The organism is Parabacteroides goldsteinii DSM 19448 = WAL 12034, assembly GCF_000969835.1.
GTDB classification, from domain to species: Bacteria; Bacteroidota; Bacteroidia; order Bacteroidales; family Tannerellaceae; genus Parabacteroides; species Parabacteroides goldsteinii.
Map to the genome: position 1 here is coordinate 2,109,637 of NZ_KQ033912.1, position 19,878 is coordinate 2,129,514.

15 protein-coding genes are annotated in these 19,878 nt (G+C 37.3%); 2 read left to right on the top strand and 13 right to left on the bottom strand.

Annotated elements, in window-relative coordinates; translation table 11 throughout:
• Positions 1-251: 251 nt before the first annotated feature.
• The 13 genes from lepB to HMPREF1535_RS07920 all read right to left on the bottom strand — a co-directional run bounded on the left by lepB (position 252) and on the right by HMPREF1535_RS07920 (position 14,318).
• Complete coding sequence (gene lepB / locus HMPREF1535_RS07860) at positions 252-926, bottom strand: signal peptidase I (RefSeq protein ID WP_046145783.1); 675 nt, start codon at positions 924-926, stop codon at positions 252-254.
• Between the two features lie 26 nt (positions 927-952).
• Positions 953-1,576, bottom strand: a complete 624-nt coding sequence (locus HMPREF1535_RS07865; protein WP_046145784.1) for a hypothetical protein — start codon at positions 1,574-1,576, stop codon at positions 953-955.
• A gap of 21 nt (positions 1,577-1,597) precedes the next feature.
• Positions 1,598-3,154 carry a 6-bladed beta-propeller gene (locus HMPREF1535_RS07870; protein WP_046145785.1) on the bottom strand — a complete coding sequence of 519 codons (1,557 nt, stop codon included), beginning with the start codon at positions 3,152-3,154 and terminating at the stop codon, positions 1,598-1,600.
• A 115-nt stretch (positions 3,155-3,269) separates the two neighbouring features.
• A complete protein-coding gene (locus tag HMPREF1535_RS07875; RefSeq protein WP_009860584.1) occupies positions 3,270-4,466 on the bottom strand; it encodes a 6-bladed beta-propeller in 1,197 nt (398 codons plus the stop codon).
• A gap of 94 nt (positions 4,467-4,560) precedes the next feature.
• Complete coding sequence (locus HMPREF1535_RS07880; protein ID WP_046145786.1) at positions 4,561-4,965, bottom strand: hypothetical protein; 405 nt, start codon at positions 4,963-4,965, stop codon at positions 4,561-4,563.
• A 115-nt stretch (positions 4,966-5,080) separates the two neighbouring features.
• A complete protein-coding gene (locus HMPREF1535_RS07885; RefSeq protein WP_009860584.1) occupies positions 5,081-6,277 on the bottom strand; it encodes a 6-bladed beta-propeller in 1,197 nt (398 codons plus the stop codon).
• 94 nt (positions 6,278-6,371) lie between these two features.
• On the bottom strand, positions 6,372-6,776 hold the full coding sequence (locus HMPREF1535_RS07890; protein ID WP_046145786.1) for a hypothetical protein: 405 nt from the start codon (positions 6,774-6,776) through the stop codon (positions 6,372-6,374).
• A gap of 115 nt (positions 6,777-6,891) precedes the next feature.
• On the bottom strand, positions 6,892-8,088 hold the full coding sequence (locus HMPREF1535_RS07895) for a 6-bladed beta-propeller (protein WP_009860584.1): 1,197 nt from the start codon (positions 8,086-8,088) through the stop codon (positions 6,892-6,894).
• A 94-nt stretch (positions 8,089-8,182) separates the two neighbouring features.
• Positions 8,183-8,587, bottom strand: a complete 405-nt coding sequence (locus tag HMPREF1535_RS07900; RefSeq protein ID WP_010801275.1) for a hypothetical protein — start codon at positions 8,585-8,587, stop codon at positions 8,183-8,185.
• 28 nt (positions 8,588-8,615) lie between these two features.
• Positions 8,616-9,911, bottom strand: a complete 1,296-nt coding sequence (locus HMPREF1535_RS07905; protein ID WP_046146462.1) for a hypothetical protein — start codon at positions 9,909-9,911, stop codon at positions 8,616-8,618.
• A gap of 25 nt (positions 9,912-9,936) precedes the next feature.
• Positions 9,937-10,890, bottom strand: coding sequence for a glycosyltransferase family 2 protein (locus tag HMPREF1535_RS07910; protein ID WP_009860581.1), 954 nt, complete (start codon positions 10,888-10,890; stop codon positions 9,937-9,939).
• A 954-nt stretch (positions 10,891-11,844) separates the two neighbouring features.
• Positions 11,845-12,276 (bottom strand): 6-bladed beta-propeller, encoded by a 432-nt coding sequence (locus HMPREF1535_RS07915; protein ID WP_044245320.1) that lies wholly within the window; start codon positions 12,274-12,276, stop codon positions 11,845-11,847.
• Positions 12,277-12,770: 494 nt separating this feature from the next.
• Entirely contained in the window at positions 12,771-14,318 is a 1,548-nt protein-coding gene (locus tag HMPREF1535_RS07920; RefSeq protein WP_044215109.1) for an ATP-binding protein, read from the bottom strand.
• A gap of 369 nt (positions 14,319-14,687) precedes the next feature.
• On the opposite strand from HMPREF1535_RS07920, the gene HMPREF1535_RS07925 reads away from it, so the two are divergent.
• Entirely contained in the window at positions 14,688-17,999 is a 3,312-nt protein-coding gene (locus tag HMPREF1535_RS07925) for a SusC/RagA family TonB-linked outer membrane protein (RefSeq protein WP_046145787.1), read from the top strand.
• Positions 18,000-18,023: 24 nt separating this feature from the next.
• Entirely contained in the window at positions 18,024-19,850 is a 1,827-nt protein-coding gene (locus tag HMPREF1535_RS07930) for a SusD/RagB family nutrient-binding outer membrane lipoprotein (protein WP_235438383.1), read from the top strand.
• Positions 19,851-19,878: the final 28 nt, after the last annotated feature.

Here is a 19,878-nt window from a genome sequence, read left to right on the forward strand (position 1 = left end):
AATGCATTTTTATTAGCAATTGACCAAATATGTATGAGATATTATTGATTCGGGTAAAAAAATCAAGCCTAAGAGGTCACTTTTTTGTGCCAAATCTCTTTTTTCATACAATATCATTCCTTTATAAAGGGATATAATACTTTTTTACCCTATTTTTGTATTTATTATTCCATCGTTCTACAAGAACTACGTTGATTATTACAAACAAACTCTTTGACTGGAACAATGTAAGATAAAAGAATCAGGACCTATCAGGTTATTTTATGAAAAAAACGTCTAAGCCTAATCTTTTTACCTTTAGTACCCAGATTGTTAACAGAAAACAGTACGTAATTAAATTTACCCACAATTAAGGTTTCCGGAATATATCCGAAATTTCGGCTATCCCTTGAATCGGCAGAATTATCTCCCTCAACATAATAATAAGTACGTTTAAGCCTATAAATAGAATCACAAATGCCATTTATATAAACAGCACGGTTTCTCATTCTCACATCGTTTCCCTCCTCTGCAATTAGTTTTCTCAGGAACAGATAATTCTCCCGTCTGATATGTAAAGTATCATTCTCTTTCTTTATCCGAGTAATTCGCTTTACTAATAATTGGTCCATATTTTCCGGACTGTTGAAAACCACTATATCACCGACTCCCGGATAACCCATTCCAGGAAGTCGCCTATATTTCCAATGAGTATTCCTGTCCATTTCCCGCAACGGGCGTATCCATGTGAAAACATTGATAACCGGAATATCCGCCCATCTAGCAGGAAAACGTGCTCCATACGTAATCTTATCTATCCAAACCCTATCACCGCAAAGGAGTGTCGGTTCCATACTACCGGAAGGTACTATACATAACTCTCCTACTGCAATCCGGATAAAAAGACAAAAAAGTATGAATAAAATAACAGCAATGACCTTTTTCATCAAAATATGACTTTACCACTTATTTTTCAGTATATTACCTTATACTTAAAGAATCGTACGATCGCATCATAAAATTCCGAATTAAAATGTTTGGTATGGCTATCAGTCACACCAGAGCTGACTATAAACAAATCATCTGTAATCATCCATGTTATCGCCGCCGGATGATTTTTGCTGAACTCCTCCAACACAGATACATACTTGTCATCCATATAAAATACCGGTATTTCCGATTTCAATCGTAGCAGTTCATTTTGCACATCTTTTCGTGGCAAATGCGATATGATCAGCATCCTCCCTCCGATTATTTTTTTCAGTTTTTCCAATGAATTCAGCTGTTCCATAATACAAGAAAAGCATGATAAGTCCGAAAAATAGAAAACGACATTATAGCCTCTTATCAATGTTTCCAGTCCCATGCGTCCTATCATTTTATCCTGATACCCCAATGTCCCTGTTACATTCTCAAACTTTTTCCCGTTCAGTTTTAAATAAGAATAGGCCTTCCCCAACTCTTCATTCAAATACTCGTCGGAAACTATTTCATTCTGTGAAACGACTTTATTGTCATTCTTTTTCATGGCAAAATTTAAAAATATATTCGCTACCACGGAAATCAGAATAGCAATATACAAATAGATTCTTTTCATATAGATTCAATTTTATAGTTGTTACTTCTTTACTTTCAATAAAAAGATCATCGGATTAGTTTCCCCGATATTATTCCGATCCGGAAAACGTTCCTCAATCATCGCTGTTAATTCTTTTGCTCTTTTAGCAGTCAGAAGTCCTTCTTCCTGCCAAACCTTAAAACCTATATTAATAGCTGCCTGCAACCTTTCTTGCGGACCTACCGATATCAAATAATCTTTATATTGGCCAATTGGATGAGAAAGACCTATAAACAAAAAATCATTCAATATATGGCTAAAGGTTTTGACTTTTTGTGTCTTTTTGTCGTAAACCGTAAACTGGGGAATAACTATATGCTTATTTTTAATAAAGACCTTGTCATTTATTTCAAATATATCCTTAATCCCTGCCATTTTCTTACACTCTAATAGAACTGTCAGAGGAAGACGAGTTCTTTTAAGAATACTCTCACGGTCGACCTTACTCATTGATTTAGCTTTATAATCAATAAAATATTTTGGAGTTAACTCATCTCCTCTTATAGTAAAAATAGAATCACGCAAATCTTCTGCAAAAAGAATTTCGTTATCCAGTTTTCGGAAAACACAATAATTAGTTTTTGATAGTTTTTCAATAACCGGATAATACTTATTCACCGTTTTCCCTTTATCATCCTTGATAACTAAAGAATATAAAGGATCACCATGAACCACATTTTCCCGATACAAATAGAACAATCCATTTTGATACTCAAAATTATCAGCATAATAATTCATCGGTATATCTTTTATAAAATCTCCTTCATAAGAAAAAGCAAGAACTTTCGTTCGCATTAAATCATACAAATAGACCACTCGTTCCTCTTCGTTCAATGAAAAATCGGATAAATCAACAAATTCTTCAGGTTCCTGCCCACGGTTCCCGATCTTATACAAATATTTCCCCATATGATCAAACACATAAACGCCTTTTGGATTATTTCTTTCCATGATAAAAATATAACTGTCAGACATCACAACCTTTCTGATTTCTCCTAAAATACATTCATCTTTGAATTCTAAAGGAATCATTTTTATATCCTCTGCAAAGTCAGACAATTTACCATAATCGGTTTCCATATCTGTTATCGGTATAGAAACCATATCACCAATTTCTGTTCTCTTTTGCTCTTCTTTTATTGATGCAGCTGCACCATCGGCTTTTGCATATTCTATCCAGAATTCGCCACAAGGTGATGAAGAACATTGCTTATCTCCTCCTGGTTTACATCTTGTTGAAGCATTACTGACAGATAAGATTCCATACCCATCAGCTTCAACTTTGAATTGTAATCCAAAAGCAGTAACAGTGTCAGCTGCACCTGTGACAATTACGAAACAATCTTCTGATATTTCAGTCCAAAGAACGCCAGTGTCAGTACCAGCTCCCTTACCTGCGTCTCCACCAGTACTAATAGAATCATTACTCTGTGCCAACACTTCTAAATGAAGCGGATGATCCTTAACGCCATCGCCACCCCAGGCGTAGTGGATGTTTAACACAAGTGCCAAAAGGAGCATTGCTCCACCGATTTTCAGAAAGCTTTTCTTTTTCATGCTTACCTCCAACTTTAATTGTTATTACTTATTGATTACGCATGAGTTGCTGTAACTCCTACATATTTTTTAATTGCCCAAATAACACGAATAAATTATCAACCCTATCTAACCATCACTTCTTTACTTTCATCAAAAAGAGTACCGGGTTAGTCTCCCCCAGATTATTCCGATCCGGAAAACGTTCCTCAATCATCGCCCTTAATTCTTTAGCTCTTTCAGCAGTCAGAATACCTTTTTTCTGCCAATATTTAAAACCATCATCTATCGCCGTTTGAAAATCTTCTTGTCCAACAATTGATATCAAATTATCTTTATATTGACCAATAGGATGATCAAAACCGATAAACAAAAAATCATTCAGTATATAGCTAAATGTTTTGACTTCTTGTGTCTTCTTGTCATAAACCGTAAACTTAGGAACAACTACATTGGTATTGTTAATAAATACTTTATCGTTTATTTCAAATATATCCTCAATACCTGCCATTTTCTTACATTCCAATAAAACTGTCAGAGCCATACGAGTTCCTTTCAAAATACTTTCACGATCTATCTTACTCATTGATTTATCTTTATAATCAATAAAATATTTTGGAGTTAACTCTCCACTTCTTACACTAAAAACAGAATCACGCATGTATTCTGCAAAAAGAATTTCATTATCGAGTTTTCGGAAAATGCAATCATGAATATATGGAGATTTATTAATAAGCGGATAATACTTATTAATCGTTTTTCCTTTATCATCTTTGATTACCAAAGAATAAGCAGGATCACCCATAACCGGACTTTCCCTATATAGGTAAAATAAGTTATCTTGATACTCAAACTTATCTGCGTAATAATTCATCTGTATATCCTTTATAAAATCTCCTTCAAAAGAAAAAATAAGAACTTTCTTTCTCATTATGTCATACAAATAAATAAGTTGTTGCTCTTCATTCAACGAAAAATCAGATAAATCAACAAATTCGTCAGGTCCCTGTCCACAATTTCCAACCCTATATAAATATTTTCCACTATGATCGAAAACGTAAATACCCTTTTGATTATATCTTTCCATTATGAAAATACAACTGTCAGACATCACAATCTTTTCAACTTTGTCCAATATACAATCACCCGAAAATTCAAGAGGAATCATTTTTATATCCTCTGCAAAATCGGATAATTTACCGTAATCAGTTTCCATTTCCGTTATCGGTATAGAAACGATATCTCCTCTCACAGTATTTTTCTTATCTTCTTTTGTTAAATCACACGCAATAAATATAAAAATCAACAATACATACAATATATTTTTCTTCATATTTTTACTATTTAGCATTTATACCAATAAATACTGCTCTAAAATGATCAGTTCTATAAAACCGATTTGCTTTCAGAGCAGTATCTTTCCTAAGTTACTGCGTAGCAGGTGTACCATACATTTCAGTCATTTGTTTCCAAAAGTCCGCACAAAAGAAAGGAGTACATTGTGCATTACCTCCACGTTGACATTTTACTGAAGCATCACTAACAATTATAGGAGCAATCCCATCAGCTCTAATTTTAACTTTTATTCCAAAAACAGAAACCTCAGAACCAGGTTCCCCTTCAACATCCATTGTACATGATGATGCTAGCCGTGACCAAAGAGGATGTGTCTCAATATCACCACTCGTTCCGGTATCATTACTCTGCCCCAACACTTCTAAATGAAGCGGATGATCCTTAACACCATAGCCACTCCAGGCGTATTGGATGTTTAACACAATTGCCAAAAGGAGCATTGCTCCACCGATTTTCAGAAAGCTTTTCTTTTTCATGCTTACCTCCAACTTTAATTGTTATTACTTATTGATTACGCATGAGTTGCTGTAACTCCTACATATTTTTTAATTGCCCAAATAACACGAATAAATTATCAACCCTATCTAACCATCACTTCTTTACTTTCATCAAAAAGAGTACCGGGTTAGTCTCCCCCAGATTATTCCGATCCGGAAAACGTTCCTCAATCATCGCCCTTAATTCTTTAGCTCTTTCAGCAGTCAGAATACCTTTTTTCTGCCAATATTTAAAACCATCATCTATCGCCGTTTGAAAATCTTCTTGTCCAACAATTGATATCAAATTATCTTTATATTGACCAATAGGATGATCAAAACCGATAAACAAAAAATCATTCAGTATATAGCTAAATGTTTTGACTTCTTGTGTCTTCTTGTCATAAACCGTAAACTTAGGAACAACTACATTGGTATTGTTAATAAATACTTTATCGTTTATTTCAAATATATCCTCAATACCTGCCATTTTCTTACATTCCAATAAAACTGTCAGAGCCATACGAGTTCCTTTCAAAATACTTTCACGATCTATCTTACTCATTGATTTATCTTTATAATCAATAAAATATTTTGGAGTTAACTCTCCACTTCTTACACTAAAAACAGAATCACGCATGTATTCTGCAAAAAGAATTTCATTATCGAGTTTTCGGAAAATGCAATCATGAATATATGGAGATTTATTAATAAGCGGATAATACTTATTAATCGTTTTTCCTTTATCATCTTTGATTACCAAAGAATAAGCAGGATCACCCATAACCGGACTTTCCCTATATAGGTAAAATAAGTTATCTTGATACTCAAACTTATCTGCGTAATAATTCATCTGTATATCCTTTATAAAATCTCCTTCAAAAGAAAAAATAAGAACTTTCTTTCTCATTATGTCATACAAATAAATAAGTTGTTGCTCTTCATTCAACGAAAAATCAGATAAATCAACAAATTCGTCAGGTCCCTGTCCACAATTTCCAACCCTATATAAATATTTTCCACTATGATCGAAAACGTAAATACCCTTTTGATTATATCTTTCCATTATGAAAATACAACTGTCAGACATCACAATCTTTTCAACTTTGTCCAATATACAATCACCCGAAAATTCAAGAGGAATCATTTTTATATCCTCTGCAAAATCGGATAATTTACCGTAATCAGTTTCCATTTCCGTTATCGGTATAGAAACGATATCTCCTCTCACAGTATTTTTCTTATCTTCTTTTGTTAAATCACACGCAATAAATATAAAAATCAACAATACATACAATATATTTTTCTTCATATTTTTACTATTTAGCATTTATACCAATAAATACTGCTCTAAAATGATCAGTTCTATAAAACCGATTTGCTTTCAGAGCAGTATCTTTCCTAAGTTACTGCGTAGCAGGTGTACCATACATTTCAGTCATTTGTTTCCAAAAGTCCGCACAAAAGAAAGGAGTACATTGTGCATTACCTCCACGTTGACATTTTACTGAAGCATCACTAACAATTATAGGAGCAATCCCATCAGCTCTAATTTTAACTTTTATTCCAAAAACAGAAACCTCAGAACCAGGTTCCCCTTCAACATCCATTGTACATGATGATGCTAGCCGTGACCAAAGAGGATGTGTCTCAATATCACCACTCGTTCCGGTATCATTACTCTGCCCCAACACTTCTAAATGAAGCGGATGATCCTTAACACCATAGCCACTCCAGGCGTATTGGATGTTTAACACAATTGCCAAAAGGAGCATTGCTCCACCGATTTTCAGAAAGCTTTTCTTTTTCATGCTTACCTCCAACTTTAATTGTTATTACTTATTGATTACGCATGAGTTGCTGTAACTCCTACATATTTTTTAATTGCCCAAATAACACGAATAAATTATCAACCCTATCTAACCATCACTTCTTTACTTTCATCAAAAAGAGTACCGGGTTAGTCTCCCCCAGATTATTCCGATCCGGAAAACGTTCCTCAATCATCGCCCTTAATTCTTTAGCTCTTTCAGCAGTCAGAATACCTTTTTTCTGCCAATATTTAAAACCATCATCTATCGCCGTTTGAAAATCTTCTTGTCCAACAATTGATATCAAATTATCTTTATATTGACCAATAGGATGATCAAAACCGATAAACAAAAAATCATTCAGTATATAGCTAAATGTTTTGACTTCTTGTGTCTTCTTGTCATAAACCGTAAACTTAGGAACAACTACATTGGTATTGTTAATAAATACTTTATCGTTTATTTCAAATATATCCTCAATACCTGCCATTTTCTTACATTCCAATAAAACTGTCAGAGCCATACGAGTTCCTTTCAAAATACTTTCACGATCTATCTTACTCATTGATTTATCTTTATAATCAATAAAATATTTTGGAGTTAACTCTCCACTTCTTACACTAAAAACAGAATCACGCATGTATTCTGCAAAAAGAATTTCATTATCGAGTTTTCGGAAAATGCAATCATGAATATATGGAGATTTATTAATAAGCGGATAATACTTATTAATCGTTTTTCCTTTATCATCTTTGATTACCAAAGAATAAGCAGGATCACCCATAACCGGACTTTCCCTATATAGGTAAAATAAGTTATCTTGATACTCAAACTTATCTGCGTAATAATTCATCTGTATATCCTTTATAAAATCTCCTTCAAAAGAAAAAATAAGAACTTTCTTTCTCATTATGTCATACAAATAAATAAGTTGTTGCTCTTCATTCAACGAAAAATCAGATAAATCAACAAATTCGTCAGGTCCCTGTCCACAATTTCCAACCCTATATAAATATTTTCCACTATGATCGAAAACGTAAATACCCTTTTGATTATATCTTTCCATTATGAAAATACAACTGTCAGACATCACAATCTTTTCAACTTTGTCCAATATACAATCACCCGAAAATTCAAGAGGAATCATTTTTATATCCTCTGCAAAATCGGATAATTTACCGTAATCAGTTTCCATTTCCGTTATCGGTATAGAAACGATATCTCCTCTCACAGTATTTTTCTTATCTTCTTTTGTTAAATCACACGCAATAAATATAAAAATCAACAATACATACAATATATTTTTCTTCATATTTTTACTATTTAGCATTTATACCAATAAATACTGCTCTAAAATGATCAGTTCTATAAAACCGATTTGCTTTCAGAGCAGTATCTTTCCTAAGTTACTGCGTAGCAGGTGTACCATACATTTCAGTCATTTGTTTCCAAAAGTCCGCACAAAAGAAAGGAGTACATTGTGCATTACCTCCACGTTGACATTTTACTGAAGCATCACTAACAATTATAGGAGCAATCCCATCAGCTCTAATTTTAACTTTTATTCCAAAAACAGAAACCTCAGAACCAGGTTCCCCTTCAACATCCATTGTACATGATGATGCTAGCCGTGACCAAAGAGGATGTGTCTCAATATCACCACTCGTTCCGGTATCATTACTCTGCCCCAACACTTCTAAATGAAGCGGATGATCCTTAACACCATAGCCACTCCAGGCGTATTGGATGTTTAACACAATTGCCAAAAGGAGCATTGCTCCACCGATTTTCAGAAAGCTTTTCTTTGTCATGCTTACCTCCAACTTTAATTGTTATTACTTATTGATTACGCATGAGTTGCTGTAACTCCTGCATATTTTTTATATCCTCTCGCTCGTTTATCAACTCCCGAAGTTCCTTTTTCACACTATCGCTATTTTTCCATTGCCTGACATAATAATTCGTGTAACAGCCCAAATAACACAAATAGAGAATCAACCCTACAATCATCATGAACTGAATACGTTTCACTTTTAAATGTATGATCGTCACAAACAAATAGGCCATAAGAAGACAAACGCCAACACCCGGCAAATAGAGGTATCGATCAGCCACAATCGCAAATCGTGATATAGGTATAATATGAAGTACAAATAACAGATGTATCAGGAAAAATAACGAAGTAAAAATAATGATCCTTTTTTGTCGTAACAGATAAATGCAACAAACGACAAAAACAACGACTACCGGATAAAACCAATAATGGAAAGGCATAGCGTATCCCGGTAAGATCGGGAAAGGATACAAATAAGACAATTTAATGGGTATCAAACATTTTGTCAAATATTCGATTAAGGAATAAGCCGCAAAGACAACCCGGTCAATCAATGGATAATCCAGCTCTTCCCGCCGGAATCCCTGTGCCAGTATAGGGATAGTTCCCATATAAAGAAACAGCAGCAGAAATGGCAGTTTTTCTTCCCATATTTTCAGGCGAAACAGTCCTCTGTCTGTTACAAAATCGACCAGTAATAAACATAATGGAAATACCACAGCCTGTTCTTTCCCTAAACAGGAACAAAGAGCTAAAGCCAGGGTTGCCACATAATAACTTAACTTTTCCGTACGGATATATTTTAAGTAGCACAACAGTCCCATTAAATAAAATGATGTATAAACAAGGACTTTGGATGCGCTTATCCAGGCAACCGGTTCTACGTTGACCGGATGGACTGCCCATAACAAAGTAGCCAGAAAAACGATTTGTTTGTTGTACATCGTCGTAAGCCGGGATGATTGAGTCAATAGACCGGAAAGAAAAAAGTAAAGCAATACGACATTCAACAGATGTACTCCCAAACCGGCCAAATGAAATATCACCGGAGAGTACCCGAATAATGAATAAATAAGTACATAGCCTATTTCATTCAGGGGCGAATACTGACCACCATGAGTTTCTGTGAAAATTCGGTACAGATTCTCCCAGGTAAGTCCCCCGGAAGTATACGGATTAATCACACACCATTGATCATCCCAATAATACAGAAAATCATTTTCTGACAAAGGATGATAAACGATACACGTCATCACCAGTATAAAAAACAGAGGGCAATACCTTTTTATTCTTGTTGGCATATTCATAGTATTTATATTTAGCCGGTTACACATTAAAAGATGACGAACAATTTCCCGACCGTACAATATATTCAGGACGGTTCTTGCACTGCATAAACATTTTACCCAAATACTCTCCTATAATACCGAGCATTAATAAGATTACTGCCCCCAACACAGAAATCAGTATAGCCAGAGACGCCCAGCCTGTCACAGCCTGCCCCGAAATAAAAACAGCATATAATACATAAATAATTTCCACAACGGAAAGTGATGCGAAAAAAGCAGCAAAAAGAACAGCCAAGCGTAACGGACGGATGCTGAAAGAGGTTATCCCGCAAACAGCAAACAAGACCATTTTCTTAAAAGAGTATTTTGTTGTTCCAGCATAGCGTATCCCTGCCTGATAAGGTATCTGTATCCGGCGAAAACCAACCCATGAAACCATCCCCCGCAAAAACAGGTATTCTTCACGGCAATCTCGCAAAACCTTGACAACTTTCTTGTCGAGTAGACGGAAATCTGCACCGTTTTCTGTTATCGCAATATCAGACAAAAAATCCATCAGACGATAAAAAAAACGAGAAGTAATCGTTTTGAAATAACTGCACTGTTTGTTATCTATTCTAATCGTATCCACGATATCATATCCATCCGCCCAATAAGTTAACATAGTAGAGATCAGAGATGAGGGGTGTTGCATATCCGCATCCATAGTAATAACGACGTCACCCTGTGCATAATCCAAACCGGCTTTCAATGCTTTCTGATGTCCAAAGTTCCGGGAAAAACTTAACCAACGAACATGAGGGTTCTGCTCTGATAGAGACAATAAGATCTCTAAAGTGCGGTCTGTACTTCCATCATCAACAAATATTAATTCATAAGGGAAAAGTAATTTATCCAATACAGGATGCAAATTCCGATATAGCATATCGATGCATTCCTCTTCATTGAAGCAAGGAATTATAATGGATATATTCCGGGGTGATTTTTTCATAAGCATTAAATATAATTATCCGTATACCATCCGTAAAAGAACTAACACTACACAGATGCTTTTTTAATACAAACGCATGAAAAAGGATAAATGACCCCATTAAAAATAAAAAAAATGCTTCGACAAGAATAAATAAAATAATACCGGGGCATATTTTTCACGGATACGGTCAATCGCACGATAGATCAGTTTACGGGTTCCCTCCCCAACATGTCAAAGCCGTTCCGACCTAGCGTTTTTTGACATGTTGGGGGGAAAATAATAAGGATAAAGGTTTGTATATCCATTGAAATGAATGGATATACAGGAATTGCTGAGTCGGTTATAGAAAAAGGTGAAACCTTCAGAGAAAAAGCTTACGTCTTTTTATCGAAAAGTTTACGTTTTTTTCAGAATGGGTAGGCAGCCATTTCAAATAAGTGCCGCAGTGATTTTTCATAACCGCGGCAACTACTGCAAATGACTGTAGCTGGTATTTAAAATGGCTCCTACAAGCGGGATCCATATATTTATCTTTCAGCCTTCAGCCACTTCAAGTCGTTGATTTATAAAGTATTATCCTGAAATGATAATAAAACGTGTCATTGAGGTAAAATATGTACTGTAGCGTCCTGAAAATAGTTGTCAGATTGTATTTCTGCCAACTATTTTCATCCTTCAGGATTATGATCTGATTATCAAAGGGAGGAAGCTCCTGAAGGCTGAAACGTGTATAATGAATAGATAGTTATATATGTGACGTTACATAGTTATCTATATGCAATTACATAGTGACTAAAATCCGGCCTATAGGGAAACAACTACTACCTTCAAGGGAATAAGCAGGCAGGATATAAAGAAACGGCAGCTGCCCTTTAGGGAAAAAACAGGTACATTTCCGGAGAATAAAGTCTGCTTGACCAGAATAGCAATGTATAAATAAATCCTTTTCATATATTTTCGATTTTATAATTATTATTTCTTTACTTTCAACAAAAAGAGTACAGGATTTGTCTCACCAATGTTATTTCGGTCAGGGAATCGTTCCTCAATCATATTCTTTAATTCTTCGGCTCTTTCAGCAGCAAGAAGTCCTTCTTTCTGCCAATATTTAAATCCCTTATCAATAGCTGATTGTAAATTTTCTTGTTGAACAATAAGAGGTTCCCTAGTTCGTTTTAAAATACTCTTACGATCTACCTTACTCATTGATTTATCCTTATAATCAACAAAATATCTTGGAGTTAATTTATCTCCTCTCAAAGAAAAAATAGAATCACGCATATCTTCTACAAAAAGAATCTCGTTATCAAGTTTTCGAAAAATACAATCATTGATATATGACAATTTTTCAACAAGAGGATAATATTTATTTACGATTTCTCCTTTCTCATCCTTAATAACCAAGGAACAGGAAGGATCTCCAATAATCGGACATTCTCGATATAGATAAACATACTACTTTTACTTTTAGCATTTTTTATGAAAAAGCTGTTCTAATATAGATAACGCTCTAAAATCAAGCTCTATCAGAACAGCCTTTCCCCTAATTATTATTTAGCTGGTGCACCATGGACTTGAGCCATTTTGATCCAAAATTCTCCACAGTCCATTGAAGAACATTGTTCTTTCCCTCCATCTTCACATCTTGTTGAAGCTTCAGTCATAGTTAAAGAACCAACATTACACAGATCCTTTTAATACAAACGCATGAAAAAAATAAATGACCCCACTAAAAATAGAGAAAATGCTTCGATAAGAATAAATGCATGATACAGACAAACCTATCGGTTGTAATATCCTCGGCAGCCAAATCATTCCAGACATACAGGTTTGCAAACCGGAATGATTTAGCGTAATATTGCGTATATATAGTATTAAACAACTCTTTAACAGTCATATTATGATATCTTCCACTTATCCATGCTTCGGGTTCGGGAATCAAAATTCACTCCTATCTTTACCAACTTCCGTCTATCCATTTCAAACGGACGGGCATACCCTTGGCTTTCTATTTGTTGCAACGCCTCTTCCACCGAACCATCCAACTTAAATTCAAAGATATAGATATAATCCTTCGTCTGCAAAATCATATCCGCACGACCATAAGAGGTGTGGTATTCCGCCTGGACATAAAGACCCATCAGTCTACAGACTATAAAAAGAACATTCTGATAGTACCGCTCTACCCCACCGGTCAATTCATACGGTACACCATAGAAAAACGTCTGCAAGCGACGAAGGAAACCCTCCGGATTGCCTTTGCGGAGATCCGTTACAAAGTTCTTCAGTTGAAAAGCTGTCTCACCCTCTTTTACGGTAGTATAAAAAGGAAGCAGATAACGCATAAAACCTTCTTCCACCTCTTTATTGGGGAAGCCGAGCGTGTACATACCGAATTCCTCATCATACCCTTTGATGGTCAGGTAACCGCTTTGGTAGATGACAGGTATCGGGTTATAAGAGGCTATATCGATACTGTTCAATACATCCGCATCTATCTCTTCCCTGCCTATTTCTGACAAATCGTATTCTGCCCGTTTCAACAATTCGACCAGATAGGTAGGAGTTCCCGTCTCAAACCAGTAACTGCCAAATTTCAATGTCTTAAACGTATTCAACAGACTAAAAGGATTATAGATTCCTATACTATTTTCAACAAAATGATACCCATCATAATTCAGCTCCAGTCTTTGGCAAATTTCCTCATACGTCTGCTTATTAGCTTTAGCAAGCTCATGCAACTGAGGTTCCAGATAATCATGAATTTCTTTTTCCGAAATCCCACAAACATCTACATAACGTTTATCCATGCTGATATCCTGCAGATTATTCAAATCGCTGAACACACTTACCTTTCCGAATTTCGTCACTCCGGTCAAGAAGGCAAAACGGATATATTTGTCCATGGTCTTCATGACCGAATAAAATGACTTCAACGTACTTCTGTAAGCCGCCTGCAATTCTTCATTCCCGATTGCCTGGAGCATCGGTTTGTCGTATTCATCGATCAGGATCACGACACGCTGACCGGTTTGTTCAACCGCACGCTCAACAATTCCCCGGAAACGCAGAGCAAGAGAAGTCTCACCGGCTCCGGTCCCATACAGCTTTTCCCACTTCAACAAAGTAAAGTTCAATATCCGCTCCAGACTTTCCGGAGTATTGTATTTTTCCGTATTCAGGTCTATATGCAAAATCGGATGTTTTATCCAATCCTTTTCCAGATTTTCCAATGCCAGCCCTTCAAAAAGCTCCTTCTTACCTTCAAAGTAAGCTTCCAGCGTTGAGATCAGCAGGCTTTTGCCGAAACGTCTTGGACGGCTCAGAAAGTAGTAACTCCCTGTCGTAGCCAATTCATGTACAAAAGCAGTTTTATCAATATAAAGATATCCATCTTTACGTAGCTTCTCAAAATTCTGAATTCCAATCGGATAAATAACAGCCATAATTGTATGTTTTACTTTGTCATGATAAACAAAGGTAAAAATATTTACCGAATACAAGACATTCTGACTGATAATTCCATTCCTTTTGTACACAACGACCACACTAGCATATAGGGCAAATGAAATCATCCAATTGTTTTTACGAATCTCTTCGAATATATTAATAATATTTATTTTTCACTACAGCTATTCCTAACATATAAGTATAAAAACCTGTAATTTTAGTACAAACCCTATGTAAAATCATACACTTGTATTTTTGTTACAAGTTAAATATCAATTAATAACAACTCCATTCCCTATTCCAGGCATACATTGCAACGTTTTAAAAAACGTTTGTTAATTATATGTCTAATTAAATTAATTGTTATGTTTAAGATCTACAGACCTATCAGCGCATTATTGCTGGTGGCCTCATTAGGATCTGCCTGGAATGCCTTCGCATCCGAAGGGACAATAGGAGAAACTTCTGAAGTTAATCAGCAATCAGGGAAAGTTACAGGTATCGTCGCAGACGATCTTGGACCGGTAGCCGGAGCATCAGTTGCAGTAAAAGGTACCTCTAAAGGAACCATAACAGACAGCGATGGAAAATTCGTCCTGAATGGAGTCAAAAAAGGCGAAATAATACAAATTTCATTTCTGGGTTATACGACACAGGAAATCGCCTATAAAGGACAGGAAAATCTGGATATCAAATTGGTGGAAGACTCGCAAGCTATCGATGAAGTCGTTGTTACCGCCCTCGGAATGAAACGTTCTCATAAAAGCCTTGGTTATGCATTAACAACCATCAAAGGAGACGAATTCACGCTTGCCGGTAAGGCAGCAAACCCCTTAACATCTCTATATGGTAAAGCTGCCGGTGTTGGTATCCAGTCGAGTGCAGCAGGTCCGACCGGAGGTGTAAACATTAAGATTCGTGGAGCAGCCAGTCTGGAATCATCCTCCAAGACACGCCCGTTGTTCGTTGTAGACGGTGTGCCCATTCATGACCAGGAATCATCTATGGCAACCCGTGGTTATGACCCGTTGAACTCTTTCGACTATGGCGCTGGTATCAATGATATTAACCCTGAAGATATCGAATCAATGGAAATCCTGAAAGGTGCGAAAGCATCCGTTCTATATGGTAGTGAAGGAGCCAACGGCGTTGTATTGATCACAACCAAAAAAGGGGCCAATACCAGAGGTTTAGGAGTAACGGCCTCTTTCCAGTATACCGTTGAACAACCGGTTTCTTATATTGATTTTCAGAATGAATTCGGTACGGGAACAAGTGTTTATGATGAACTGACAGGTAAATTGCCCGATGGAACCTCCATGAGAAGACTGGGTACTTCCCGCTTCAACTTCGGACCCGCTTTTGACGGCAAGCCGATCATGGATATAGACGGTAATATTATCAACTACGAAGCACAGCCGGATAACTTTATGGATTTCTTCCGTAAAGGCTATTCAGACAACGTCAACGTCGCCATTGCCGGAGGTAATGAAATGGGAAATATGCGTGTTTCCTATACCAATTATAAATATCAGGGTATTCTGGATAATTTTGAACAGAAAAAGAATATCCTCAGTTTCTCCGGAAAAATGAACGCATCGAAGTTTGCTACTTTCGAAATCAATTCAAACATTTATAACATTGTCACCCAAAACCGTTATCCTAATATCGGAGGTCTCGTTTCATACGGTATCAACAGAGACCAACCATTTTCAACGCTGGAACGACTATATAAAGATGATTCCGGATACAAACGGAACAAGGAAGATCTGACTATGAGCAGTTATGGGTCCAATATCATGGATTTGCTGTGGCACCAACGCGAAAACAGGAATGTGGATGATAAATTTCACATGATCACATCATTAAAAGGTAAGTTCGATTTCCATAAAAATATATTCCTTGTGCTACAGGGAGGTATCGACTATACGGATATTGAATATAACCAGAAAGCCAGAGTTACTCAGGCGGAGCCCAACGTGGTCGGTGGTAAATATTCTAGGAAAGAAGAACGTTATGTAGTACAGAACTACGATGCAATGTTGAATTTTGACAAGAATTTCATGAAAGACCGTTTAAATGTACTGGCTTTCTTCGGTGGAGGTTACCGCAGCAATGAAGATAAGAGCATTAACGTTTCAACATACGGTGACATGCTTTATCCGGATTGGTACTCATTGAATAATGAAGGCTCATGGCCAGGCGCTGGCGACAAAGGGAAGGTTAGAGGTATGTCGCGCGGTTCCGACTTCCTCTACAGTCTTTACGGCGGTGTGACTCTCTCCCTGGACGAACGTTATTATGTAGAAATTACCGGAAGAAATGACTGGGCTTCTACTTTACCCGCAGGAAACAACTCCTACTTCTATCCGGGTATCTCATTCAACTGGAACTTCAAAGACCAGATTCCAATCCCGCAATTGCAGTTCGGTAAGATACGTATGGCCTGGGCCGATGCCGGTCGTCCTGCTTCCCGCTACTTTGCAAACAACGTCTTCAGCCTGGGACAGATTGCAGAAACCGAAGCTTCGATCGTAACACCTCCAAGTGCCCTATTCTCAGGTTTATTGAAACCAGAACGCAAAAGAGAATATGAAATCGGTATGGACTTACGCTTCTTCGATCAGAACAGACTTGAATTCGACTTCTCTTACTATACGAATAATGTATACGACCAAATCATGTCCGTTCCCCTGTCATCCACTTCCGGATACAGCGAAATCAGGATTAATGCCGGTAACGTGCATAACTACGGTTATGAAATCTTCCTGAAAGGGACTCCGCTGGTAGGCAAAGATTTCCGTTGGGATGTATCATTCACAGCAGCAAATCAGTATGCAAAGGTGAAGAAGTTATATCCGGGTATTACACAGAAATTAATCGGTGGCGGAACAGGATATAAAGTTGTGGCCGAAGTAGGTGAGCCAATGGGTGAATTACTTACCTATGATTATAAGAAAGATGAACATGGCAACCGTGTTGTAAGCTCGAATGGTTTCTATGTACTGGATTATGATGCCGGTTTCAAGAAAAACTCCAACATCAATCCATCTTTCATCGGTGGTTTCAATACATCGTTCTACTATAAGAACTTCAATATCAACCTGGGATTTGACTACAAATTCGGTGGAGCCCTGTTATCTATGTCCAACTACTACCTTATCGGTAATGGTCTGTCAAAGGAATCTTTGCCTTATCGTGACGAGAAACATGGCGGTTTGGCTTACTACATCAACGAACAGAACGTAAAGGTTCCCTGTGAACACAACACAGCAGCCCCTGCCGGAGCCAAGGATAACCGGGTATATCATGATGGTCTTATCCTCAACGGTGTGAAGGAAGACGGCAGTAAGAATGATATCATCCTAAGTGCCTACGAATACTATTCTACATTCATCCATGACATGTCGGCCGATCTGCAACCGGATAATATCTATAAGAATGACTATATCAAGTTCCGCGAAATCGGTATTTCCTATACCATTCCGAAAAGAATCGTAGAAAAGGCTAAACTGCAAAAAGTGACTCTGACAGCTACAGCACGTAACCTGTTTTACCTCTATAAGGCTATTCCGAATATTGATGCAGAATCAACGCTCGGTACGAACTCTTACGAAGAATATTCATTCTTCCCCTCTACCCGAAGTTTCGGTATCGGTGTTTCAGTTAGTTTCTAAATACACAATTTAATGCAAGAAATTATGAAAAATATATTATTAACGGGTTTGGCGGCAGCCTCACTATTATTGTCCGGCTGCCAGGATAAACTGGAAGAAGATTTCTACAACCCTGAAAACTACCAGGCGCCGGAAGACAAACTGGCTGCCGGCCTGTTCACAAAAACGCTTTACGAATGGCAAGTCTATGTACAGGACTACGGAGAATGGTGGTGGTCATTGACAGGTGCCGGTGTTACAGCTTATGCCCAGGTCGGTGTTCGACCTACTACACAAAATTATGCCGGTATTTACCAGGATTTTGAAGATGTAACCACCGGTAACGGATTCTCGGCAGACAACGGTATACGTAATTATTTTAATAATATGTATACCAAAATGAAAACCTGGTCAATCTTCAAACAATTAGTCGAAGAAGAATATACGGGAGAAACATTAACAAACAGCTACGTATATTACCAGCTGACTACTGTTATGAAAGACTATACCATGCTCCGCAATATCGACTTTTTCAACAGTATTCCCTATTACAACGCCATTCAGGGAAACAAGGGAATTTTGTTTGCAGAGTATGACGATCCCCTGGAAGTTACCAAAACAATTCTCGATGAATTGAAAGAAATATCGGAAAATATAGTTGCCGATTATGATAAAATGTCTCCGGATGCAAAAGCTACTTTTGCCAAACAAGATGTCGCCTTTAAAGGAGACATTCAGTTATGGAAACAATATATCAATGCATTGAGATTGAAATTTGCAGTCCGCATGTCTGCTGCCGACGAAGCCTACGCAAAAACTCAGATTACATCAGCGATACAGGACGGACTTCCCACCAAAGATATGATCTGGCTTTTGCCTACCAATCCGGCCAAAGATTTACCGGGAGGCGGTACTATCAACCGTGGATGGTTCGAACGCTTTACTTCGTTATTCATCCCCAATGTGATTCTCGAAAGAATGAACCATAACAGATTGAAATATGAACCGGGAATCGATGACCCGCGTCTGCCGGCCATAGCCGCTCCGACACGTTACAACGACTATCGTGGTATCCGCATGGACAACCTATACCACCAGCCGGCTTACGACTCTATTGCCGCCGGTAGTGAAGAAAACATGCGCCCGGATTATATCGACGAAGGAACATGGGAACGTCATAAATCCTATATCAATAACAATACTGCATACCGCGATGCCAAAGGTACACTGAGTTACTACGATATAAACTGCGTATCCATGTATAACCCGGCTACTTATTACTATGCTAATTTCCCGGTTTATATGTTCTCGCTGGCTGAAACAGAATTGCTCCTGGCAGAAGTAGCTGCCAGAAACTATGCTTCAACCGGTAAAACAGCCGGTGAACATATAAGCGATGCTATGACTCATTCAACAGACTTATGGTATTATATAAACTCCCTGTCAGTATCAAGTGCGACAGATTATCCGCGTTATTTCCCGGAAAAACCATCTGCCGAAGTTGTTCAGACATATGGAGATTTTCTGAAAGCAGAATACCAGAAAGCTAAAACATTGGATGATCAGATAGAAATTATCATGCAGCAGAAGTATATCCACCTGAATCTGATGGCTCCCAACGAATGCTGGACAGAGTTGCGCAGAACCCGCCATCCGAAACTGGAACCGGTTAACTTCCCGCCGTATTTCACAAATATCAAACCGCAGGTTGAACGTATAAAATATCCGGATTCCGAAGAATTGAACAATACAGAGAACTTTGCTAAAGTAAAAGCAGAGAACAACTATTCTTCGCCCATTTATTATGTACCACAAGACAAAAGATCTGAATCTTACTATCGAGACACTTTCATCGAGATAGAAAAAGAGTAATAGGGAGTTGAAAAGAGGAGAGCTCGCC

Bases quoted from the DNA above. Each gene is read 5' to 3' on its own strand.
- HMPREF1535_RS07880 (WP_046145786.1), bottom strand. From the start codon at position 4,965: ATGAAAAAGAAAAGCTTTCTGAAAATCGGTGGAGCAATGCTCCTTTTG.
- HMPREF1535_RS07905 (WP_046146462.1), bottom strand. From the start codon at position 9,911: ATGCCAACAAGAATAAAAAGGTATTGCCCTCTGTTTTTTATACTGGTG.
- HMPREF1535_RS07875 (WP_009860584.1), bottom strand. From the start codon at position 4,466: ATGAAGAAAAATATATTGTATGTATTGTTGATTTTTATATTTATTGCG.
- HMPREF1535_RS07885 (WP_009860584.1), bottom strand. From the start codon at position 6,277: ATGAAGAAAAATATATTGTATGTATTGTTGATTTTTATATTTATTGCG.
- HMPREF1535_RS07900 (WP_010801275.1), bottom strand. From the start codon at position 8,587: ATGACAAAGAAAAGCTTTCTGAAAATCGGTGGAGCAATGCTCCTTTTG.
- HMPREF1535_RS07865 (WP_046145784.1), bottom strand. From the start codon at position 1,576: ATGAAAAGAATCTATTTGTATATTGCTATTCTGATTTCCGTGGTAGCG.
- HMPREF1535_RS07930 (WP_235438383.1), top strand. From the start codon at position 18,024: ATGAAAAATATATTATTAACGGGTTTGGCGGCAGCCTCACTATTATTG.
- HMPREF1535_RS07890 (WP_046145786.1), bottom strand. From the start codon at position 6,776: ATGAAAAAGAAAAGCTTTCTGAAAATCGGTGGAGCAATGCTCCTTTTG.
- HMPREF1535_RS07925 (WP_046145787.1), top strand. From the start codon at position 14,688: ATGTTTAAGATCTACAGACCTATCAGCGCATTATTGCTGGTGGCCTCA.
- HMPREF1535_RS07920 (WP_044215109.1), bottom strand. From the start codon at position 14,318: ATGGCTGTTATTTATCCGATTGGAATTCAGAATTTTGAGAAGCTACGT.
- HMPREF1535_RS07895 (WP_009860584.1), bottom strand. From the start codon at position 8,088: ATGAAGAAAAATATATTGTATGTATTGTTGATTTTTATATTTATTGCG.
- lepB (WP_046145783.1), bottom strand. From the start codon at position 926: ATGAAAAAGGTCATTGCTGTTATTTTATTCATACTTTTTTGTCTTTTT.
- HMPREF1535_RS07870 (WP_046145785.1), bottom strand. From the start codon at position 3,154: ATGAAAAAGAAAAGCTTTCTGAAAATCGGTGGAGCAATGCTCCTTTTG.
- HMPREF1535_RS07910 (WP_009860581.1), bottom strand. From the start codon at position 10,890: ATGAAAAAATCACCCCGGAATATATCCATTATAATTCCTTGCTTCAAT.